The 20347-nt window shown below is 66.9% G+C and carries 21 protein-coding genes, 1 tRNA gene and 1 riboswitch; of the genes, 10 read left to right on the top strand and 12 right to left on the bottom strand.

Going from position 1 to position 20347, the window contains the following annotated elements:
* Positions 1–239 precede the first annotated feature (239 nt).
* A complete protein-coding gene (locus FGL25_RS00685; protein WP_138140667.1) occupies positions 240–1346 on the top strand; it encodes a phytase in 1107 nt (368 codons plus the stop codon).
* A 125-nt stretch (positions 1347–1471) separates the two neighbouring features.
* On the opposite strand, the gene FGL25_RS00680 is transcribed toward FGL25_RS00685, so the two are convergent.
* Positions 1472–1546, bottom strand: a tRNA-Gly gene (locus FGL25_RS00680).
* Positions 1547–1818: 272 nt separating this feature from the next.
* Entirely contained in the window at positions 1819–2601 is a 783-nt protein-coding gene (locus FGL25_RS00675; RefSeq protein ID WP_138140666.1) for an SDR family oxidoreductase, read from the bottom strand.
* Between the two features lie 54 nt (positions 2602–2655).
* Between FGL25_RS00675 and FGL25_RS00670 the strand changes: the two genes are divergently transcribed.
* Positions 2656–3060, top strand: a complete 405-nt coding sequence (locus FGL25_RS00670; RefSeq protein WP_003166321.1) for a YkvA family protein — start codon at positions 2656–2658, stop codon at positions 3058–3060.
* Positions 3061–3217: 157 nt separating this feature from the next.
* Here FGL25_RS00670 and FGL25_RS00665 read toward each other — a convergent pair whose 3' ends face one another.
* Positions 3218–4219 (bottom strand): NADPH:quinone oxidoreductase family protein, encoded by a 1002-nt coding sequence (locus FGL25_RS00665; protein ID WP_138140665.1) that lies wholly within the window; start codon positions 4217–4219, stop codon positions 3218–3220.
* Between the two features lie 109 nt (positions 4220–4328).
* On the opposite strand from FGL25_RS00665, the gene FGL25_RS00660 reads away from it, so the two are divergent.
* Together FGL25_RS00660 and FGL25_RS00655 are read left to right on the top strand one after the other, a co-directional pair.
* On the top strand, positions 4329–5204 hold the full coding sequence (locus FGL25_RS00660) for an isoaspartyl peptidase/L-asparaginase family protein (protein WP_076222880.1): 876 nt from the start codon (positions 4329–4331) through the stop codon (positions 5202–5204).
* A 107-nt stretch (positions 5205–5311) separates the two neighbouring features.
* Positions 5312–8167 (top strand): M16 family metallopeptidase, encoded by a 2856-nt coding sequence (locus FGL25_RS00655; RefSeq protein WP_138140664.1) that lies wholly within the window; start codon positions 5312–5314, stop codon positions 8165–8167.
* Positions 8168–8327: 160 nt separating this feature from the next.
* On the opposite strand, the gene FGL25_RS00650 is transcribed toward FGL25_RS00655, so the two are convergent.
* From FGL25_RS00650 to rlmN, 3 genes are all read right to left on the bottom strand, one after another.
* The gene (locus tag FGL25_RS00650; protein ID WP_003166325.1) at positions 8328–9152 is read right to left on the bottom strand and encodes a S1 family peptidase; all 825 of its coding nucleotides are present in this window, start codon (positions 9150–9152) and stop codon (positions 8328–8330) included.
* A 10-nt stretch (positions 9153–9162) separates the two neighbouring features.
* On the bottom strand, positions 9163–9606 hold the full coding sequence (locus FGL25_RS00645) for a DUF350 domain-containing protein (protein WP_003166326.1): 444 nt from the start codon (positions 9604–9606) through the stop codon (positions 9163–9165).
* Positions 9607–9736: 130 nt separating this feature from the next.
* Positions 9737–10900 carry a 23S rRNA (adenine(2503)-C(2))-methyltransferase RlmN gene (gene rlmN, locus FGL25_RS00640; RefSeq protein WP_138140663.1) on the bottom strand — a complete coding sequence of 388 codons (1164 nt, stop codon included), beginning with the start codon at positions 10898–10900 and terminating at the stop codon, positions 9737–9739.
* Between the two features lie 118 nt (positions 10901–11018).
* Positions 11019–11208, top strand: a riboswitch (yybP-ykoY riboswitch).
* Between rlmN and FGL25_RS00635 the strand changes: the two genes are divergently transcribed.
* The 4 genes from FGL25_RS00635 to FGL25_RS00620 all read left to right on the top strand — a co-directional run bounded on the left by FGL25_RS00635 (position 11197) and on the right by FGL25_RS00620 (position 13260).
* Positions 11197–11787 (top strand): manganese efflux pump MntP, encoded by a 591-nt coding sequence (locus tag FGL25_RS00635; protein ID WP_083673858.1) that lies wholly within the window; start codon positions 11197–11199, stop codon positions 11785–11787. Its footprint overlaps the riboswitch before it by 12 nt.
* A 108-nt stretch (positions 11788–11895) precedes the next feature.
* A complete protein-coding gene (locus tag FGL25_RS00630) occupies positions 11896–12123 on the top strand; it encodes a hypothetical protein (protein WP_138140662.1) in 228 nt (75 codons plus the stop codon).
* Between the two features lie 344 nt (positions 12124–12467).
* Entirely contained in the window at positions 12468–12707 is a 240-nt protein-coding gene (locus tag FGL25_RS00625; protein ID WP_138140661.1) for a hypothetical protein, read from the top strand.
* Positions 12708–12972: 265 nt separating this feature from the next.
* Positions 12973–13260 (top strand): hypothetical protein, encoded by a 288-nt coding sequence (locus FGL25_RS00620; RefSeq protein WP_138140660.1) that lies wholly within the window; start codon positions 12973–12975, stop codon positions 13258–13260.
* A 626-nt stretch (positions 13261–13886) separates the two neighbouring features.
* Here FGL25_RS00620 and FGL25_RS00615 read toward each other — a convergent pair.
* Together FGL25_RS00615 and FGL25_RS00610 are read right to left on the bottom strand one after the other, a co-directional pair.
* Positions 13887–15259, bottom strand: a protein-coding gene (locus FGL25_RS00615) for an IS3 family transposase (protein WP_095046155.1) whose coding sequence is annotated in 2 segments (ribosomal slippage) — positions 13887–14902 and positions 14902–15259 — 1374 coding nt in all. Because the reading frame shifts where the segments join, the coding sequence is not laid out codon by codon here.
* Positions 15260–15268: 9 nt separating this feature from the next.
* Positions 15269–15643, bottom strand: a complete 375-nt coding sequence (locus FGL25_RS00610) for a hypothetical protein (protein WP_138140659.1) — start codon at positions 15641–15643, stop codon at positions 15269–15271.
* A 302-nt stretch (positions 15644–15945) separates the two neighbouring features.
* On the opposite strand from FGL25_RS00610, the gene FGL25_RS00605 reads away from it, so the two are divergent.
* Complete coding sequence (locus FGL25_RS00605; RefSeq protein WP_138140658.1) at positions 15946–17001, top strand: GNAT family N-acetyltransferase; 1056 nt, start codon at positions 15946–15948, stop codon at positions 16999–17001.
* Between the two features lie 484 nt (positions 17002–17485).
* Here FGL25_RS00605 and FGL25_RS00600 read toward each other — a convergent pair whose 3' ends face one another.
* A complete protein-coding gene (locus FGL25_RS00600; RefSeq protein ID WP_138140657.1) occupies positions 17486–18349 on the bottom strand; it encodes a DNA adenine methylase in 864 nt (287 codons plus the stop codon).
* A gap of 187 nt (positions 18350–18536) precedes the next feature.
* Between FGL25_RS00600 and FGL25_RS00595 the strand changes: the two genes are divergently transcribed.
* Entirely contained in the window at positions 18537–19295 is a 759-nt protein-coding gene (locus FGL25_RS00595; protein ID WP_167493267.1) for a type II toxin-antitoxin system HicB family antitoxin, read from the top strand.
* Here FGL25_RS00595 and FGL25_RS00590 read toward each other — a convergent pair.
* Genes FGL25_RS00590 through FGL25_RS00580 form a run of 3 tightly spaced genes read right to left on the bottom strand, consistent with a single transcriptional unit; the run spans position 19292 to position 20287 of the window.
* Positions 19292–19516 carry a hypothetical protein gene (locus tag FGL25_RS00590; RefSeq protein ID WP_138140655.1) on the bottom strand — a complete coding sequence of 75 codons (225 nt, stop codon included), beginning with the start codon at positions 19514–19516 and terminating at the stop codon, positions 19292–19294. The genes FGL25_RS00595 and FGL25_RS00590 overlap by 4 nt on opposite strands.
* Positions 19482–19853 carry a hypothetical protein gene (locus FGL25_RS00585; protein WP_138140654.1) on the bottom strand — a complete coding sequence of 124 codons (372 nt, stop codon included), beginning with the start codon at positions 19851–19853 and terminating at the stop codon, positions 19482–19484. Before FGL25_RS00585 ends, FGL25_RS00590 begins: the two co-directional genes overlap by 35 nt.
* The gene (locus FGL25_RS00580) at positions 19850–20287 is read right to left on the bottom strand and encodes a M15 family metallopeptidase (protein ID WP_138140653.1); all 438 of its coding nucleotides are present in this window, start codon (positions 20285–20287) and stop codon (positions 19850–19852) included. Before FGL25_RS00580 ends, FGL25_RS00585 begins: the two co-directional genes overlap by 4 nt.
* Positions 20288–20347 lie beyond the last annotated feature (60 nt).

The following is a 20347-nucleotide window of genomic DNA, read 5'->3' as shown; positions in this document are numbered from 1 at the left end:
AGGCCAGCGCCGCTTCTGGCGGCCCGGTTCCGGCGGGATGGCTAATGCGCCGCGACGACGCGGCCGCGACGGTTTCACGAAAAGGAATCTGCGAGCGGAACACGGGATGACGACAGTTCGTCCCGATCCGGATCATCCGTTGTCGAACCATCGCCGAACCGTCGCGGCGGCGCCGTTGACCGTCCTTTCGCGCGCGTGTTTCGGGCGGGCATTCCTCATTCGGACGGAAAGCTCCGCTCATGCCCGCCTCCCTGCCCCTGCGTTCGCTCGCCGGCCTTCTGGCCCCCGCCCTGCTTCTGGCCGCCTGCGCCGGACACGAGGCGGACTATCAGGGCGAGGGCGGCGGCTTCGTCGGCCAGGGCGCGCCCGTGCGCGCCGTGCTGGAGACGCCCTCGGTCGGCACCGTCGGCGACGACGCGGCCGACGATCCCGCCGTCTGGGCTTCCAAGACCCCCGTGACCATCGGCGACGTCCAGACCCCCGGCTTCGTCGTCGGCACCGACAAGAAGGCGGGCCTCTACGTCTACGGCTTCGACGGGGCCATTCTGCAGTTCATGCCCGAGGGGCTGCTGAACAACGTCGACGTGGTCGAGGGCCTGAGCCTCGACGGCCGCCCGCAACTGCTGATCGGAGCCAGCGAACGCACGCCGGGCCGCACCGGCGTCGCCCTCTATCTGTTCGACCCGGCCGGGACCGGCGACAACAAGGTGCGCTACTGGGGCTCCATCGCCACCGACGTGGTCGAGCCCTACGGCTTCTGCTTCGCCCGGCGCGGCGAGGAGGTGCACGCCGTCCTGGTCGGGCATGAGGGCGAGCTGCGTCAGTTCATCGTCGCCGCCGGGGCCGACGGCCGCCCCTCCGCGCAACTGGTCCGCCGCGCCGAGATCGGCTCCATCTCCGAAGGCTGCGCCGCCGACCCGGCGACCGACGCCCTCTATATCGCCGAGGAGAACGTCGGCCTGTGGCGCTACGGCCTCGACCCGGCCTCGCGCGGGGCGCGCACCCTGGTCCAGCCGGTCGCGCCGGGGCTGCTGGTCGCCGACGCCGAGGGGCTGACGACGCTGACCGACGGCGAAGCGCGCTATCTGATCGCCTCCAGCCAGGGCGACTCGACCTTCCCCGTCTGGCGCATCGACGGCGCAGAGCCGCAGTTCAAGGGCCGCTTCGTGGTCGTGGACGGGACGGTCGACGGGGTGACGGGCACCGACGGCCTGGCCGCCCTGGGCGGTCCGGTCGGACCCTTCCCCGAGGGCCTGGTGGTCATCCAGGACGACGTCAACGACACCGGAACCCAGAACTTCAAATACGTCGACTGGCGCGACATCCGCGCCGCGCTGGGGCTGTAAGGTCGGAGGAGGGAATGCGAAAAGGCCTGACGGGATCGTCGGGCCTTTTTCACGTGCGGCGATGGACAGGGCGCAAAAGGAAACGGGGCCCGACCTTGCGGCCGGACCCCGTTTTCCCTTTCGACTGGAGCGGGCGAGGCGATTCGAACGCCCGACCCTCACCTTGGCAAGGTGATGCTCTACCCCTGAGCTACGCCCGCACTCCGTTGGGAGCGATGTGCTGCTCCCCGTCGAGGAAGGGGCGTATAGCGGACCGACTTCGGATCGCGCAAGCCCCTTTTTCGATTTTCGTCCAATCCGTCGATTTTTTTCGAATAGCCCTGAAACTTCACACGAAAACGGCCCCCGAAACGCCCGCTCGGACGCCTCGGAGGCCGCTTCAAAGCGCAGCTGCTGCCGCCGCTACGCGCCCTGCCCGCTCAAGCAGCGAGCCGCCGCGCGGCGAGCGTTAGCGGCCTTGCCGCTCATCGCCTTAGCGAGGCGCGAGACGGATCGCCCCGTCCAGACGGATGCACTCGCCGTTGATGTAGGTGTTCTCGGCCAGATGCAGGGCCAGGGCGGCGTAGTCGGCCGGCGTGCCCAGGCGCTTGGGGAAGGGGATCATGGCGGCCAGGGCGTCCTGCACCTTCTGGTCCATGCCCGCCATCATCGGCGTCCACATGATGCCCGGCAGGATGGTGTTGACCCGCACGCCTTCGTTCATCAGGTCGCGCGCCACCGGCAAGGTCATGGCGTAGACGCCGCCCTTGGACGCCGAATAGGCGGCCTGGCCGATCTGGCCGTCCTGGGCCGCGACCGAGGCGGTGTTGATGATCAGGCCGCGCTCGCCGTCCTCCATCGGCTCCAGCGTGACCATGCCCGCCGCCGACTGCGACAGGACGCGGAAGGTGCCGAACAGGTTGATCGAGACGGTGCGCTCGAACTGGGCCATGTCGTGGGCGCGGATCTCGCCGGTGTCCTTCTTGCGGCTGACGGTCTTCTGGCCGGTGGCGATCCCGGCGCTGTTGACGGTCAGGCGCTCCTGGCCGTGGGCGGCGCGAGCCTTGGCGAAGCCGGCGGCGACGCTGTCGTCCGAGGTCACGTCCACCTTGCAGAAGACGCCGCCGATCTCCTGGGCGATGACCTCGCCGCGCTCTTCGTTCAGGTCGAACAGGGCGACCTTGACGCCCTTGGCCGCCAGGGCGCGCGCCGTGCCTTCGCCGAGGCCCGAAGCCCCGCCCGTCACCACTGCTGCGATCGAAGCGTCGAGTTTCATGAAAGTCGTCCTATATTCGATTGAACCGAGTGCTCGTGCGAGGATTTAGCGGCCATGACCGCAAAGACCAACGGGGTGTCGCCTGATGACGCCATCAATCCTGAAAAGGCCCTGGTTCCCGCCGTGCAGAAGGTGAACGAGATGCGCGTGCGCAAGGGCTTCTGGCCCAAGATGCGGCGCACCGCCGCCCGCATCCCCTTCGCCGGACAGGCGATGGCCGCCTGGTACGCCGCCCAGGATCCCAAGACGCCGCTGGCGGCCAAGGGGCTGATCCTGGGGGCGCTGGCCTATTTCGTCATGCCGGTGGACGCCATTCCCGACATCTTCGCCGGCATCGGCTTCACCGACGACGCGGCGGTGATCGCGGCGGTGCTGGCGACCCTGGGCGCCCACCTCAAGCCCCGCCACCACGATCAGGCGGCGCAGGCGTTGAAGCGGCTGCGAGAGGACGAGGAATAAACCCTTCTCCCCATGCGGGAGAAGGTGGGCGCCGAAGGCGCTCGGATGAGGAATCTCTCCGAAATCGGATGAAGGCTGCGAGGCCGAGGTCCCGCAACCCCTCATCCGTCAGGCTTCGCCTGCCACCTTCTCCCGCAAGGGGAGAAGGAAGCAACGATCAATCCTCCACCTTCACCACGATCTTGCCGACGGCCGAGCGGTCGCTGAGGGCCTGGATGGCCTCATGGGCGCGCTCCAGCGGGAAGGTGCGGCTGACGCGCGGCTTGATCTTGCCCTCGGCGTAGAGCTGCATCAGCTCGGCCATGTTGGCGGCGTGGGCCTTGGGATCGCGGGCGACGGCGGCGCCCCAGAAGACGCCGACCACCGACACCGACTTCAGCAAGGTCAGGTTCAGCGGCAGGGTCGGAATCCCCGCCGGGAAGCCGACCACCAGATAGCGGCCGTTCCAGTCCATCGCGCGCAGGGCCGGCTCGGCGTAGTCGCCGCCCACCCCGTCGAACACCACATCGGCGCCGTCGCGGCCGGTCGACAGCTTGAACTCGCCCGACAGCTCCTTCTGGGCCGCCTTGTCCATCGGGCCGGAGGGGTAGATCAGGCCGTTGTCCGCGCCCAGCTCCAGCGCGAACTCGACCTTGTCGTTGGTCGAGGCGGCGGCGACCACGCGCGCGCCCATCGCCTTGCCCAGTTCGACCGCAGCGGCGCCGACGCCGCCCGCCGCGCCCAGCACCAGCAGGGTCTCGCCCGGCTGCAGGTTCGCCCGGTCCTTCAGGGCGTAGTAGCTGGTGCCGTAGGTCATGATGAAGGCGGCGGCGGTCTCATAGTCCATGCCCTCGGGAATGGGGATCAGGCTGTCGGCCTTGACCTTCAGCCGCTCGACCATGCCGCCCCAGCCGGGCACGGCGACGACGCGGTCGCCCCGGAACACGCCCTTCACCCCCTCGCCGACGGCGTCGATCACGCCCGCGACCTCGGCCCCCGGCGCGAAGGGGCGCTCGGGCTTGAACTGGTATTTGTCGGCGATGATCAAGGCGTCGGGATAGTTGACGCCCACGGCCTTGACCTCGATCACCACCTCGCCCGGACCGGGCGTGGGGTCCATGACCTCCTCGACGACAAGCAATTCCGGGCCGCCGGGGGCCTTGGACAGGACTGCACGCATAGGAACTCTTTTCAGCTTTCCCCCATCGGCCATGGCGCCGACACGCCGGCGACGCTAATCAGCCTGCGGCCCGATGCAAAGAGGTCGAATAGGTTCTGAGGAGACGATCATGGCGAAACCCGCCCTCATTCTTCACGGCGGCGCCGGCGCCCGGCGCGAGCGCAACTACGACGCCGAGGTCGTGCACATGCGCGAGGTCGTCGAGGCGATGAAGGCGCGGCTGGACGCCGGGGCGTCGGCCCTGGACGTGGCGGTCGAGGCTGTCGTCATGCTGGAGGACTCCGGCCTCTACGTCGCCGGGCGCGGGGCCTCGCCCAATCTGGCGGGCGACTATGAGCTGGACGCCAGCCTCATGGACGGCGCCTCGGGCAAGGCCGGGGCCGTCGCCGCCCTGCAAGGGTTCCGCAACCCGGTCGTCGCCGCCCGCGCGGTGATGGACCGCACCCCCCACGTCATGCTGGCCGGAAACGGCGCCGCCCGCTTCGCCGCCGAACAGGGCCTGACCCGCGTCGAAGATCCCGAGGCATGGTACACCCGCGCCGGCAAGGGCGAGGACAACCATCCGCCCGGCGGCCTGAGCCACGGCACCGTCGGCTGCTGCGTGCTGGACAGCCAGGGCCGCCTGGCCGCCGCCACCTCGACGGCGGGCGTGTTCGGCAAGATGCCGGGCCGCGTCGGCGACACCCCCATCCCCGCCGCCGGCACCTGGGCCGACGAACACGCCGCCGTCTCCTGCACCGGCCAGGGCGAATACTTCATCCGCGTCGCCGCCGCCGCGCGCACCGCCTTCGGCGTCGCCGCCGGTCAGTCTCTGGCCGAGGCGTCGCAAGCCGTCATCGACCGCATCGGCGCCCTGGGCGGCGACGGCGGCCTGATCGCCCTGGACCGCGAGGGCAACATCGCCGCCCCCTACAACAGCCAGGGCATGAAGCGCGCCTGGCTGGCGACCGACGGCGGCGTCGGCGTCGAGGTGTTCGGGCGGTAGAGCTCCGCCCCTTTCATTACAGCTCCGTAAGGTGCGCGGCGGCTCTTCGCCCTGCTAGGCTTTCAGCGCCCGTTTCTTCGACTGCGGGCGTTGGAAAGCCGCCCCTCATGAAGAATCGCCTGATCCTGACCGCCTGCGCCTCGGCGCTGCTGCTCGGCCTGCCCGCCGCCGCCCCGGCCTGGGCCAAGGCGCCGCCCGCCGTCGCGTCTGCCGCCCAGGGCGGGGTCGAGGTGCCGCCGCTGGGCTTCGCCAAGCGGGTGCTGGCCAACGGCATGGAGGTCTATACGGCGCGGGACGCCTCGACCTCCAACGTCACGGTCCAGGTCTGGTATCGCGTGGGGTCGAAGGATGATCCGGCGGGCCGCTCGGGCTTCGCCCACCTGTTCGAGCACCTGCTGTTCAAGGCGACGAAGAACATGCCGTCCGAGACGTTCGATCGTCTGACCGAGGACGTCGGCGGCTTCAACAACGCCTTCACCGCCGACGACGTGACCGCCTATTACGAGGTCGTCCCGGCCAACCACCTGCAGCGCATCCTGTTCGCCGAGGCCGACCGCATGGGCTCGCTGGTCGTCGACGAGGCGAACTTCGCCTCCGAGCGCGACGTGGTGAAGGAAGAATACCGCCAGCGCATCCTGGCCAGTCCCTATGGCCGTCTGTTCGGCCTGTTCACGCCCGAGACCATCTACCAGGACCACCCCTATCGTCGTCCGGGCATCGGCTCGATCGAGGAGCTGGACGCCGCGACCCTGGACGACGTGCTGCGCTTCCACGCCACCTACTACCGGCCGGACAACGCCATGCTGATCGTGGCGGGCAATTTCGATCAGGCGCAGCTGGACGGCTGGGTCGACGAATATTTCGCCCCGCTGAAGCGTCCGGCGACGCCCATGCCCGCCAACGACGTGAAGGAGCCCGAGCCGACCGGCCCGCGCACCGCCACCTACTACGCGCCGAACGTGCCCCTGCCCGCCGTCGCCCTGGCCTGGAACACCGTGGCCTACAAGGACGCCGACCGCGCGGCCCTGACGGTGCTGGACGGCATCCTGTCGACCGGCGAAAGCAGCCGCCTGTACCGCTCGCTGGTCTATGACAAGCAAATCGCCGCCTCGGCGGGCTCCAACCCCGACTTCGCCCAGCAGGCGGGCAATCTGGCCGCCTACGCCATCATGGCGGGCGGCCAGACGGTCGAGACCGGCAAGGCCGCGCTGGAGGCCGAGATCGCGCGTCTGCGCGACGAGCCCGTCACCGCCGCCGAACTGGCCGAGGCCAAGAACGAGCTGGTCGCCGACGCCCTGCGCGGCCGTGAAAGCATCGACGACCGCGCCACCACCCTGGGCATGGCGCTGATCATGACCGGCGACGCGACCGCCGCCGACCGCGAGATCGCCGAGATCCAGGCCGTCACCGCCGCCGACGTGCAGCGCGTGGCCCGCCGCTATCTGACGCCGCAGCGCCAGATCACCATCAACTACCTGCCCGCCGACGACGCCAATGCGCCCAGCGAGCAGAAGAAGAACGTCGACGCCCCCGTCACGGTCGCGTCCCTGGCCCCGGCCGGCCCGGTCGCCGTCCTGCTGCCGGAGGCCGAGCGCGCCCGCCTGCCCCAGCCGGGGCCCGAGGTGTCGCCCGCCACCCCGGCCATCGCCGACTTCCGCCTGGACAACGGCCTGCGCGTCCTGGTCGCCCCGACGCAGGGCCTGCCGCTGGTCTCGGCGCGGCTGAACTTCAACGCCGGTTCGGCTCACGATCCGGCGGGCAAGCCGGGCGTCGCCTCCATGACCGCCGCCCTGCTGACCCAGGGCACGACGACCAAGGCGGCCCCGGAAATCGCCACCGCAATCGAACAGCTGGGCGCCAGCATCGGCGCGGGCGCGGGCGCCGACTTCACCAATGTCTACGCCAATGCGCCCAAGGACGTGTTCGGCCGGACCCTGACCCTGATGGCCGACCTGGTGCGCAACCCGACCTTCGCCGCCGAGGAGTTGGAGCGTCAGCAGTCCCAGACCCTGGACGGCCTGCGCGTGGCGCTGAGCCAGCCCGGCTCCATCGCCTCCCAGTCGGTGGGCCGCGTGATCTACGGCGACGCCCCCTACGGCGCGCCGGGCTCAGGCACGGTGAACAGCATCCCCGCCCTGACGCGCGACGATGTGGCGGTGTTCCACTCCGACCGCTTCCGTCCGTCGCAGGCGACCCTGGTGTTCTCGGGGGACCTGACCCCGGCCGAGGCCCGCGCCCTGGCGGATGAAGCCTTCGGCGACTGGCGCGACGCCGGTCCCGCCCCGGCCGCCGTCGACAAGGCGGGTCAGGCTTTGGCTCCGCGCGTCGTCGTCATCGACCAGCCGGGCGCCGGCCAGGCGGCGGTCGTCGCCGCCATCCGCGGCGTCAGCCGCACCGACGCCGACTTCTTCCCGCTGACGGTGGGCAACACCCTGCTGGGCGGCGGCTATTCCTCGCGGCTGAACCAGAAGATCCGCATCGAGAAGGGCCTGTCCTACGGCGCTGGATCGGCGCTGGGCGCGCGGGCCGAAACGGGCGTCTTCACCGCCTCGACCCAGACCAAGAACGAGTCGGCGACAGAGGTGGTCGAGCTGATGCTGGCCGAGATCGGCAAGCTGGGCGACGCCCCGGCGACCGAGGCCGAACTGGCCCCGCGCCGCGCCACCCTGATCGGCGCTTTCGGCCGCTCGCTGGAGACGGTCGACGGCCTGGGCGGCCTGGTCGCCAACCTGGCCCTCTACGACCTGCCGATGAGCGACCTGGCCGACTACGCCGGGCGCGTCCGCGCGGTCACGCCGCAGCAGGTCGAGGCCGCCTTCGCCGAACACCTGCCGACCGACCGGGCCAGCCTGGTCGTGGTCGGCGACGCCTCGAAGTTCATCGACGGCCTGCGGGCCAAGTATCCGAACGTCGAGGTCATTCCGCTGACCGAACTCAATCTGGACAGCGCGACGCTGAAGTAGGGCGCCGGGCGATCTTTTCCTCCCCATGCAAATGGGGAGGGGGACCGCGAAAGCGGTGGAGGGGCTAGGACGGCGGAACCAAGCGGCCCCTCCGTCTCGCCGGCTTCGCCGCCGATCCACCTCCCCGTCCGCTTCGCGAACAGGGAGGAAAATCATTCGCTCACGTCGTCAGGCAGACCACCTGGGCGACGCGCAGATCCTGACGCAGGCGATCGGAGACGGCGCCGTAGTTCTGGGTCGTCACCGCCTGGCCGAGCGCCGCTTCGTCGGCGCGCTGCTGGGCGCCGACCGTGGGGACGAAGGTGTCGGGCGCCGTGGTGTAGATGCGGCCGCGCCGGGGCGACTCGGCGATGGTCACGCCCAGCACCCGTCCGCGACGATCCAGCACCGGCGCCCCGGACAGGCCAGACAGCGTGCCCTTCAGCCCCCGCGTGCGTCCGGCCTCGGCCCAGGCCAGCACCGGCTCGTCATAGGAGCGGTGGCCGCGAATCTTCAGCGTCTCGCGGCCGATCAGGCGCGAGGCCACCTCGCCCGGCCGCCCCTGGGGGAAGCCGGGATGGAAGGCGCGCTGGCCCTTGTAGAGCGGCGCCTCGGGCGCGATCGGCAGGGCGGGCGGCCCGCCGTCGGTCAGCAGCAGGGCCACGTCCGCCCGCGCGGCCAGGCGCACGTCGGCGGCCAGGGCGCGGGTCTTGTCGATCACCAGGGCCGGCTTGCGACAGCCCTCGACCACATGGCGGGCGGTGATCCAGCGGCCGTCCCCGGCGATGGAGAAGGCCGTGCCCGACACCGGCTCGTGCTCGTCCGAAGTGTCGACGGTGACGGACGGATCGAAGGGGGTGATCGGCCCCAGCAACGGTCCTGTCGGCTCTTCGGCATGGAAGTCGTGCGGCGCATCAGCCCGCTCGCCCCGGTTCAGCGACGCAATCAGGATCACGCCGATGACGGCGGCGTAGATGGTCCAGTCAGGAAGATGGGGAAAGCGCAAGGCCGCCCCCTCAACCCGTCAGGGCGGCCGCCAGGATCAAGGCGGTCGACAGCTTGGCCCCGGCCAGGACCACGGCGGCGGAGGTCTCGCCCTTCTCTATCCGTTGCGGCAGGCCGTGCAGCAGGAAGTCGACGACGCGGAAGGCCAGCAATTGCAGCACCACCGTCGCCACGCCCCAGATGGCGATGTCGCGGATCGAGGTCGACACCGACAGGGACACCGCCAGCGGAATGGCCAGGCCCACCAGCACCCCGGAAAAGGCCACGGCGGCGGCCGGATTGCCCTGGCGGATCAGGGCGATTTCGCGCCACGGCGTCAGCAGGGCGTAGACCGCCGCCCCCGCCGCCAGCAGGCCGAAGGTCACGGCCAGATGCAGCATCAGGATCGGAAAGCCCGTCGCGAACGCCTGGAGTTCAGGAGTCGACAGAACGCCCGGCAACGACGAGGTCTCCATGACGACGAACCCTAGCCTCCCAGCCTGAAGGGGAACGAAACCAAAACACCCTTGCCCGAAAGCCTGACCATTCCGCTAGGGCGCCCGCGCCACAGTCGAAGGACAAAGCGTCCAGACGGACGGTCGGGCCTCAGGCTGCGTCCGCCTCTTCGCGCTCGGCCTTCAGGCGCGCAGAGGCCCGCTGCTTCTCGCTCTCAGACTTCAGCTGGCCGCAGGCGGCCAGGATGTCGCGGCCGCGCGGGGTGCGGATGGGCGAGGCGTAGCCGGCCTTGTTCAGGATGGCGGCGAAGGTCTCGATCGTCTTCCAGTCCGAGCACTGATAATCGGTGCCGGGCCAGGGGTTGAACGGGATCAGGTTGACCTTGGACGGAATGCCCTCGATCAGCTTGATCAGGGCGCGCGCCTCGGCCGGGCTGTCGTTGACGCCCTTCAGCATGACGTATTCGAACGTCACCCGGCGCGCGTTGGACAGGCCGGGATAGGCGCGGATGGCGGCCATCAGCTGATCCAGCGGATACTTCTTGTTCAGCGGCACCAGCTGGTCGCGCAGCGGGTCGTTGGTGGCGTGCAGGCTGATCGCCAGCATGGCCGCCGTGCGCTCGCCCAGGGCGTTCAGCTGCGGCGCCACGCCCGAGGTCGATACGGTGATCCGGCGCCGCGACAGGGCGATGCCTTCGTTGTCGGAAATGATGTCGATGGCGTTGGCGACGTGGTCCAGATTGTAGAGCGGCTCGCCCATGCCCATGAAGACGATGTTGGACAGGCGGCGGTCTTCCTTGGGCGAGGGCCACTCGTCCAGGTCGTCGCGGGCCACCTGGACCTGGGCCACGATCTCGGCCGTGGTCAGGTTGCGGACCAGCTTCTGCGTGCCGGTGTGGCAGAAGGTGCAGTTCAGGGTGCAGCCCACCTGGGACGAAACGCACAGGGCGCCGGCCCGGCCCACGTCGGGGATGTAGACGGTCTCGATCTCGATGCCCGGCGCCGTGCGGATCAGCCATTTGCGGGTGCCGTCCTTGGACACCTGACGCTCGACGATCTCGGGGCGAGCCAGGGTGAAGGCCTCGGCCAGCTTGGCGCGCGTGTCCTTGGCCACATCGCTCATCAGGGCGAAGTCGGTGACGCCGTAATGGTGGATCCAGCGCCAAACCTGGGAGGCGCGCATCTTGGCCTTTTCGGGCGGACAGATTTCGGCATCGATCAGGGCCTGGCGCAGCTCGTCGCGCGTCAGACCGCTGAGGTTGACGGGCGTCTTTACCGGGGCGCTGGCGCGCGAGAGATCGAGCGAAATGCTCAAGGGCGGATGTCCTGCGGCGAAGAGTGAAGCGGCGGCGTCTAGCACAGATGGGGCGTCTTGTCGCCTTTGGCCATGCGCGGGTTGATAGACTCGGAACGAGGCGTTAGAGGGGCGGCCGTTGGGGAGTAGCTTCCGGCATATCCCAGCCGGGGTCGCGTCAACACACTTGCTCCTGTCGTCAGGAGCATGGCGCGATCAGCGGATCACCTCCGCCTAGCGAGACCAGCATGCTGCACCTGCGGGGCCGGCCCGTGCGTGGAGCGTGCTGTCATGCGTCCGGCCGAGTGTGTTTTCCCATGATGTCCCCTGTCGCCATCGCCGTCCTGTCCGTCAGCATGTCCGCCGACGCCTTCGCCGCCGCCATCGGGCGCGGCGCCCAGCACCGACCGACGGTGCCCCAGGCCCTGCGCTCGGGCCTGGTGTTCGGCGTGATCGAAGCCATCACTCCCCTGATCGGCTTCGCCCTGGGCGTGGCGGCCGCCGGCTTCGTCGCGGCGATCGACCATTGGATCGCCTTCGGCCTGCTGGGCGCGGTCGGGGCCAAGATGATCTGGGAGGCGCTGAAGCGCGACGAAGAAGCCGTCGAGGCGGCTGACGCAGGCGGCAAGGCCGCGTCGCGCGGCCTGCTGGCCCTGGTCGCCACCGCCGTCGGCACCTCGATCGACGCCGGCGCGGTCGGGGTCGGCCTGGCCCTGCTGGACGCGAATATCTGGTTGATCGCCGCCTGCATCGGCTTCACCACCTTCGCCCTGGCGACCCTGGGCCTTCTGGTCGGCAAGGCGGCGGGCGCGCGGCTGGGCAAGATCGTCGAGCTGGTCGGCGGCGTGGCCCTGATCGCGCTGGGCCTGAAGATCCTGCTGGAGCATCTGGGCGTGCTGGCGGGCTGACGAGGCGCCCTTTCTTCTTGCTCTGCGCCGCCCCCTGTCGGAACGTCAGGCGGGATCGGCCGTTTCGCCGTCGCCGCAGCCGCCGTCTATCGCCGAAGGAGACCTCCCATGCGCTCGCCTCTCATGCTCATCGCCGTCATCGCCGCGCCCCTGGCCCTGACGGCCTGCGCCACCGGCCGTGACCTGCCGACCTATCAGGAAGAGATGTCCAAGCTGGACGCCGACTGCATTGCCCGCGGCGGAATCCTCACCCCCAGCGGCATGCAGACAGGTCGCCCGCAAGCCGACTACGTCTGCAAGATCGCAGGCGGCGCGACTCGCATCCCGCAGACCTGACCGCTACAGACCTCTAGCCGGACCATGAGGCTCGTCCGGCTCCCCGTCCTGATCACGATCCGGCAGGCGCCGTTCGCTGGTGACGGCACGGTCGACCCCAGTGAGGACAACGGCCAAAAGGATAGCGCCAAAGGCGAAAAGAGCGAGAGGCATGCCCCATACAATGGGCTAGATCGCCTGAGGTTCAAAAAGCATATCAGCGGCGCTTCTTCGCCTCGCCGGCGTCGCGCGTCAGAGAACGCCAAGGACTTGAAACTCACATCAAATTCTCGCTGGACAGCGTTCAACGATCTGGGCCATAGCACGAGATAAGGGATGCCGATGGGCAGGTTCGAGGGGCTAGAATGCAGACGGCGGTTATCCTTCGCGTGTCGCGCGCGGCGGCGATGGGCGAACCTCACGTCTGGTATGAATACGCCCTGCTCGTGAACAATCAGATCGAGCGACAGTCGCCGCACATGATGGCGACCGCCGAAAGCGCCGCCCGCTTCGCACGCCAACAAGGGCATGTCCCCAGCGGCGACATCATCGACATACAGTTGGGGGCCGCCGCAGCGCCCCGACCGTCACGAGCCATCGCCTGATCGCGTCTCTGCGCGCTCTACTCAGCCGCCGCTCAAATCCATGATCGCCACGCAAGCGGAAAGACGACGTCGCACAAGCTAACGGATTTCAGGAAAAATCCGCGGTGGTTAGAGGCGGCTAGAACTGCAGCCCTAATACTGGGCCTTGCTGTGAAGATCGCTATTTGAGGACGCATTCCAGCGCACCGTACAATGTCTGCCTTCGACCCAAAGGCGACCTCGCCAAGTCTTTCGTAAGAGCACAAGCTCTCGTAGCCTTTGCTAAATGAGCCAGCTACCTGCGAGCCAAAAGCCTTGGGTCCATTTCCTCGCCCTGATCGGCAAGGTCATCCTATTGTCGTGGCCTATTGGCGCCCTGCTTCTGGCGCTGAACCCTCTCGTCGTGGTCGTCGAGAACATTCTGACGTCAAAAGGACTATGGCTAGGGGTACCCTCCTCGCTGATCTCTGCCGCAAAGCTATGGGGGCTGTTCGTTAGCGTGATGGTGGTCGTTTCCGGTTTCAGGTTTTGGTCGGGGATCAAGACAAGCCGCGCCGGAACGAAGGTCCGCTAACCACCCGTTGCGGACCTTGCAAGGGGTTGGTTGCATGCGAGGACTTTTACGCTGAAGCTGCGGAAAATGGAGTCATCGGATGCAGCTGATTTGGATGGCCATTATTACGGTTGGCTTGGGCGAAAGCCGGTCATCCTCGCTGCTATCACACTGTTGCTGGCAGGATGCGCGTCCGCTCCACAGGGAGCTGCCGCCTTGGGCTACCCAATCACTGTTGAGCTTCGCGAGAACCAATGCCGTTACCTCATCCAGGATATGTGGATGTCCGATGCGGCTATGGTCGAAAGCTGGTTTGCCGCGCTCCCCGCTAAGCCAGATCAAGTGGATGTAGTGTGGGGTGATGACCCAGACCGACAGTGCGTCGAAATGGCGCAAAGGGCAGTCGAACGGTCGGGTTTAACTAGAATCGTAGTCCGGCAGGGCAGCCGCGAGGATTACCCCGACCTGCTGCGGCAACCCGCTAGACCCACCGTCCGCTAGCCGTGTTCAGGCCATTGTCGCCTTCCGACCCTCAGTGGACCTTCAACGCGCCCGGCGGAAGGCTGGATAGATTGTCCGTCGTCGAAACATTTGGCGCAGGTTTGGCGTGGCGTTAACGGAGAGCGGGCCTCGTCAGGGGTTGGCTTTTAGGCGGCGAGCTTGCGGTGCTGCAAGCGGCGATGTTCGATGGTCTGTTTCTTGATGGCGGCGCGCTGGGCGTGGATCTGCCGATCGCGGCCAAAGTAGGCATCTGCGGGCGTCACATTGCCCAGGCTTTCGTGATAGCGCTGGTGGTTGTAGTGCTCGATGAAGGCTTCGATCTGGGCTTCGAGATCGCCGGGCAGGTAATAATTCTCCAGTAGGATGCGGTTTTTCAAGGTCTGGTGCCAGCGCTCGATCTTGCCCTGTGTCTGGGGGTGAAAGGGGGCGCCGCGCACGTGGCTCATGGACTGGGCCTCGATATAGGCGGCCAGTTCGCCCGCGACATAGCTCGGGCCATTGTCCGAGAGCAGGCGCGGCATGTGCAGCACGGTGGCGCTGTCACAACCTGATGCGGCCAGCGCCAAGTCCAGCGTGTCGGTGACATCGCCCGCCGTCATGGTGGTGCACAGCTTCCACGAGATGATGTAGCGGGAATAGTCGTCGAGCACGGTTGAGAGGTAAACCCAGCCCCAACCGATCAGCTTGAAATAGGTGAAGTCGGTCTGCCACATCTCGTTTGGTCGCATCGTCTTGGTGTGGAACTCGTCGCGGGCCTTGATGACGATATAGGCTGGGCTGGCGATCAGATCCTGTGCCTTGAGCAGGCGATAAACCGTGGCCTCGCAGACAAAGTACTGCTTCTCATCGGTAAATTTGGTGGCCAACTCGCGGGGCGAGAGTTCGCTTTCCTCCAGCGCCATGTCGATGATCTGTTTGCGCACATTCTCGGGCAGCCGGTTCCATACCCGGCTTGGCGCCGAGGGGCGGTCTTCCAGCGCCTCAGGCCCACCATCAAGGTAGCGGGCATACCAGCGGGCAAAGGTGCGGCGTGGGATGCCCAGTTTCTCCAGCGTCTGTCGGGTGGGCAGATGGGATTGCTCGACGAGGCGGATGATCTCGAGCTTTTCTGCGGCGGGATACCTCATTCTTGGTCGCCCCCATCCGCGATCATGCTTTTTTTAAGCAGGCGGTTCTCGAGCGTCAGGTCGGCCACGCATTCCTTGAGAGCCAGTGCTTCACGGCGCAGATCCTTGACCTCGTCACTGGTGGCGGCACGGGCCGTGTCCCCGGCCAGACGGCGTTTGCCAGCCTCAAGGAATTCTTTTGACCAGGAATAATACACGCTCTGGGCGATGCCTTCGCGGCGGCACAGTTCAGCGATGCTCTCCTCGCCGCGCAGGCCTTCGAGCACGATGCGGATTTTATCCTCGGCCGAGAAATGCCGGCGTGTGGCACGGCGAATATCTTTCACCACCACCTCGGCGGGCTTCTTGGTGGGCTTGGCAGCCAATTTTGGGCTGGAGGGATTGGGTCTCATCTGCGTTCCTTACGTCACTGCGACGAGACCCAATCCCTCCATTATCCGCAACCCCAGATCTGTGCCAAAGGCGCTGACGCCGAACATGGATAGATAGTTGGAAATCGCTTCGACCGTAGCCTTCGCACGAGAACTGGTCGTTGAATTCCGCGTCAGTCCAATGTGCCCGACCTCGGCATCCTCAAGATAAGCGGACACGTCCGCAAGAGACTCGCCACGCCCCAATCGACCCACGACTTGGAGGAGATAGCCGTCGTATTCGTCGGCGCATCCTCCTCCGTCTTGCCACTCGCCATCGCTGAGTTCTCGCAGGCCGATGGGATCCCAGAGCGACCAACCGATCTCGCGCAAGCGCGATAGCTTCACTTTGGGCAAGTCGCTCATGTCAGCAAGGTGGCCCCAAAACCGAAGGTCGGCAATCCACCCTCAAGCGAACTTCGCTTGCCGGCCTTTAGCCCTGCTCTAAGCCGCTCTACTTGCGTGGCGTTGGGACACAGATTACAGGGACAGAACCTGCGAAATAATCGCAGCATTTTTATTGATACGCGGGGTACCAAGATGGCAGCCAACACCATGCCGAGCGCCGGCGGGCGTATGCCGGCTGCCTGCGGAACAGACGATCTGTTCCACTTGTCACCATCGATGGTGCAGGCGCAAAGCGCCGCATCCATAGGATCGCTTAATCAATGCAAAAAATCGAGCAAGAGGCCTATTCGGTCGCTCAGACTACTTTAGCTGAACTCTCTTCGATCCATGTCGCTGTCGCGTCCGCCCTGGACGGTACGATTGACGGCGAGGTCTGGGTAGACAACCCAGCCAATCCTCAGGTGGCGGTCGTAGCCAACGGCGACGCCTACTATCTGGGCGGAAACCCTGACGCCGGGGCCGAAACTTTCGACGGCCTCCGAGAGATAATCCCTGACTGGGCCTATCTCTTTACAGAACCCCGTTGGAGTTCACGCCTTCCCAAGGCGTGGAACAATGCGTTCGCAATACCTCACCCCCGTGTTCGCATGGGGTATATGGCAGGCGTTGCGTTGCCGGCGCCGCGCCAGCTCGACTCAGGATTTGAGATCCTGCCTATCGATCGTGCGCTGTTCGACCGGAATCCCGGCAACATTGAAGCGCTGGAGGACTGCGTTGAAGGGTGGACCTCTCCAGAGGCGTTCTTCAACCTCGCTGTCGGGTACTGCGCTCTGCACAATGGGCGGATTGTCAGCCACAGCCTGACGGACAGCGTCAGCGGCCAGCGGTGCGAAGTGGGCGTCGGCACGGAATCTGACTTCCGGCGACAGGGGCTTGGACGCATGGTCGCCTCGATGACGATCGCCGAATGCGTTCGGCGCGGTCTTCATGGCGTCGAGTGGCACAGCCATGCGTCCAACAAGGGCTCCATTGCGATTGGCGGATCAATCGGCCTTTCCGAACTGGATCGGCATGTCGCCTATAGCTGCAGGCTGCCTGCCGAGAATGTCGGCGACCTAACCCCCGATCACTGTCGCGATCTGGCCGTGCATTTCGAGCGGGCCAGCGAGCAGATCAACTGGAGCCGTTTTCATGCCGCCGGAGCACGAGCGCTCGCTGGCGACCATGAAGGCGCACTGGCGAATGTTCGGCTTCTGATCGAAAGCGACTGGGAGGGCGAAGCGGAGTGGCTGGAAGAATTCTGGGCCCTGCAAACCCTCGCAGATGATCCGGCGTTCCAGGCGCTCCTCGCGCGCAAGCGCGAATTGGACCTCTAGCTAACCAACACCTTCTGGCCGCATCATCAGATGCGGCCAGATTTTTACGTGTCCGCCATCAACGCTTCCGGCGCCATTTGACGTGCCGCCGAAGTGCAAGCACGACTGCGGCGGGCTACAGGCCGCCAATCCTTCAGCCGCCCGGAACTGCATCTGGCGACGGCGGGTGGCGCCGCGTGAGCGCCGCGAAACGACTGGAGCCTTAGCTCGTTCTTCCAAGGATCGCTTTTCCAGAAAGCAGAGAAGATAGGCATTTCGCTCCCTCTTTCGTAGACGAAGAAGAACGTCGCCCGAACTTCCTCCGGAACTATTCCAGGACTTCACTCCCGGAGCGGCCCGTTCGATCCCCAAACGTTCTCAAGGCGATGACGCCCCAGATCTGGACGTCCACCTAAGCTTTTGATCTAGTGAAAATCCATGGTGGTTGGAGGCGGCCACCAACGCACACCCACATTGGAACGGACCGTGAAACTGGCGGTTTGACCTAGAACAGGCTCGCCTGCGCCGCCGCCGGCGCCAGCTCGACGCCCTTTCCGATCAGCAGCTCGGCCGCCGTCGAGGCCTTGTCGCCGCCGGCGATGGAATAGGTCGTCTGCACGGCCTCCATATCCGCCCAGGCGAACAGCTCGCGGATCTCAGGTCGGTCATTGATCGATAGCAAGAACCGCCCCTCGATCGCGCGCAGCTTGTCCGCCATGCGCTGAAAGTCGCCACGGATGAAGACGCCGGCGCCATAGTCGCTTTCCCCGCCGAAATAGGGCGGGTCGAGGTAGAACAAGGTGCCCGGCCGATCATAGCGGGCGATGATGTCGAGCCAGTCCAGGTTCTCGATCACCACCCCCGCCAGCCGGTCATGCAGGCGCCTTAGCCGAGGCTCCAGCCGCGTCAGGTCGAAGTTGTGCGCGCCCTTGGTGCTGACCCCAAACGACCGCCCCGACATCTTCCCCCCGAACGCCAGCGTCTGCAGATAGAGGAACCGCGCCGCCCTCTCGATGTCGAGCAGGTCGCAGTCCCGCGCCTCATTCAGCCGGGCGAACTCGCTTCGCATCGCCGGCCGCCAGCGCAGTTCGCGCAGCAGGGCCTCGGGAAACCGCTGCAGAACGCGGAAGAGGGTGACGATATCGCCTGATATGTCGTTGATGACCTCGACGTGAGGCCGCACCCTCCGGCGCAAGAAGACCCCGCCCATGCCGATGAACGGCTCGACGTAGGCGTCGTGCGGCGTGGAGGCCAGGACATGGCAGATGCGCTTGGCCAGATGGCGCTTGCCGCCCAGCCACGCGGCGGGCGGCTCGGCCGCGGCCACGGGGCGCTGGTCGACATAGAGAACATTACGGGAACAATTCATTTGCGGGCAGGTCCTTCGCACGGTTAGGAGAACCCCTCTCGCGAGAGCGGGGCGGCGACCGGCCGGGCGGCCGATCGGTCCAGTCGTGCGGGGTCCTGCCCGCAGGTCGACGCGTTGGCGCGCGTCGATCCCGCCCCGGACGTGAGGCGGAATGGATGTTGGCGCACGGCGTGCGCGGGAGCAGACGATGACGCCCGCTGAAGAGTATTTCCTGAGCGCGCCCGACGGCGCATTTCCGAACGTCCCTCGCGCCTGGGAGGGACCGTTGCTCATGGCCGTGCGCTTCGGTTGGATCGTGAGCGTCCACTGCTGGGGATGCCGGCGAACCATCGACTTCAACGGCCGCGATCTCTGCACGCACTTCCCGGACTGGCTTACGCGTCCGCGCACCGATTGGGCGCGCGCTCTTCGGTGCAGCGTCTGCGGTTCCAAGCGCCTCCAAATCCATGAACGGAACGACGAGGCCGCCCAGGGCGAGTTTTTGGGCTTTGGAAGCCACCTGGCATTGGCCGTTTCCCTGTTACGGCTCCGCACCCGTTTGGCGGAGGTGGGCCTAAATCTCTTGGAGTTTCTGCCCCAGCTGGGAGACATCCCGCCGCCGGATCACCTCCATGCTGTCGGTCTGGAAGAGGTTGCCGAGGCGCTTGAAAAAAATGTGATCGAAGCCCTGACGGGACACCTAGAGGTCATGGCCGATGAAGGCATGGTCATTCCCCCGCCCAGCTTCACGCACAGCCGGGAGGACTTCGCCGATCTTGATGTCGTCGCCCTCCCGTTGATCGAGACGGCCGGACCGGCGAAGCCGAAGACGAACCCGGTTCGCCTCAATGTCTCCCTGCCCGAAGGCCTGGTGGGCCGGATCGACGCCGCCGCCAGCGCCCATGGCCTGACCCGCTCGGGGCTGCTGGCCGTCGCGGCGCGACAGTGGATCAACGCGAACGCCTAACCAGGTCTAGGCGGCAGTTCAGGCGGCGGCGGGCAACTCAGTCCCTTCATGCCGTTGTCGGCCGCCCAGCGGCACAGTCGCCCGACTGCATCCCACCCCCGCTCGCCCCAGCCTTCGACGGCGATGTCATGGGCGATGCCGGCGGCCTCGCTGCGCACCGCCTCGGCCGGCATGATCGGCTTGGCCTCAACGGCCAGGTCGGCACTCGGGGGGTAGATCACCGTCACGCGTTCCCTGCTCGCGCAGGCGGTGACAAGCAAGAGCGACGCGGCCAGCAGTGGGGCGAGCGTCAGGGATCGCAGAGACAGCATCGGTCCGTTCCTTTTCCAGTCGGGTATTGATCTTCAGGTCGGTCAGCCGCTGGTCGGCCGCCCGATCGCGGGCCGCCGCGTCCGTGGCGCGGGCTTGGGCGTTTGCGGCCTGGACGGCGCGCTCTTGCCTGGCGCGTTCGCGGCCGCCCGCCGTGGCGGACCACCAGATCAGGACGATCATCAGCAGCAGGCAGATCGCCGCCAACGCCCAGCCAGCGGCGGTCAGGGTGCGGAATGCTTCCTTCATCGCGCCAGCTCCCAATGAGGGCTGTCCGTCTCTCCCCGCTCGCGCGGCTTGCCGTTGCGGTTCCAGTCGGCGCCCCAGCGGATCGGAACGCCCAGCTCGGCCGACGCCGCGAACATGGCCTTGGCGATGGCGTCGAACTTCGGGAACCGCACCGGCCCCTCCCAGTCCACCGGGAACGGGATCAGATCGACAGCGTGGCCATAGCCCGTCTGGGCGTTGACGAAGTGGTTGCTGGTCAGCGTCCAGGTGACCTTGGGGCCCGGCTTGGTGCGGCCCTGTGCGTAAAGCTCCCGCTGGCGCTGCGGCGTGCGAACGCCTTCCAGCACAGAGAAGTCGACGGTGGATAGCTGGATGGCCCGCTCGACCACGCGGATCAGATCCGGGTGAACGCCAGCGAGCCGGGCGCGCGACTGCGCACCAAGGCGAAAGGCCATGATGGGCTCCAGTTCAGATTGTGAGGAACAGAAAGCGCCGTTTCAGCGCTGCTTATGGGC

It is taken from the genome of Brevundimonas vancanneytii (assembly GCF_901421975.1).
GTDB lineage: Bacteria > Pseudomonadota > Alphaproteobacteria > Caulobacterales > Caulobacteraceae > Brevundimonas > Brevundimonas diminuta.
The sequence above is the reverse complement of the archived record's forward strand: the minus strand, read 5'-3'. Positions and strand labels throughout refer to the sequence as shown.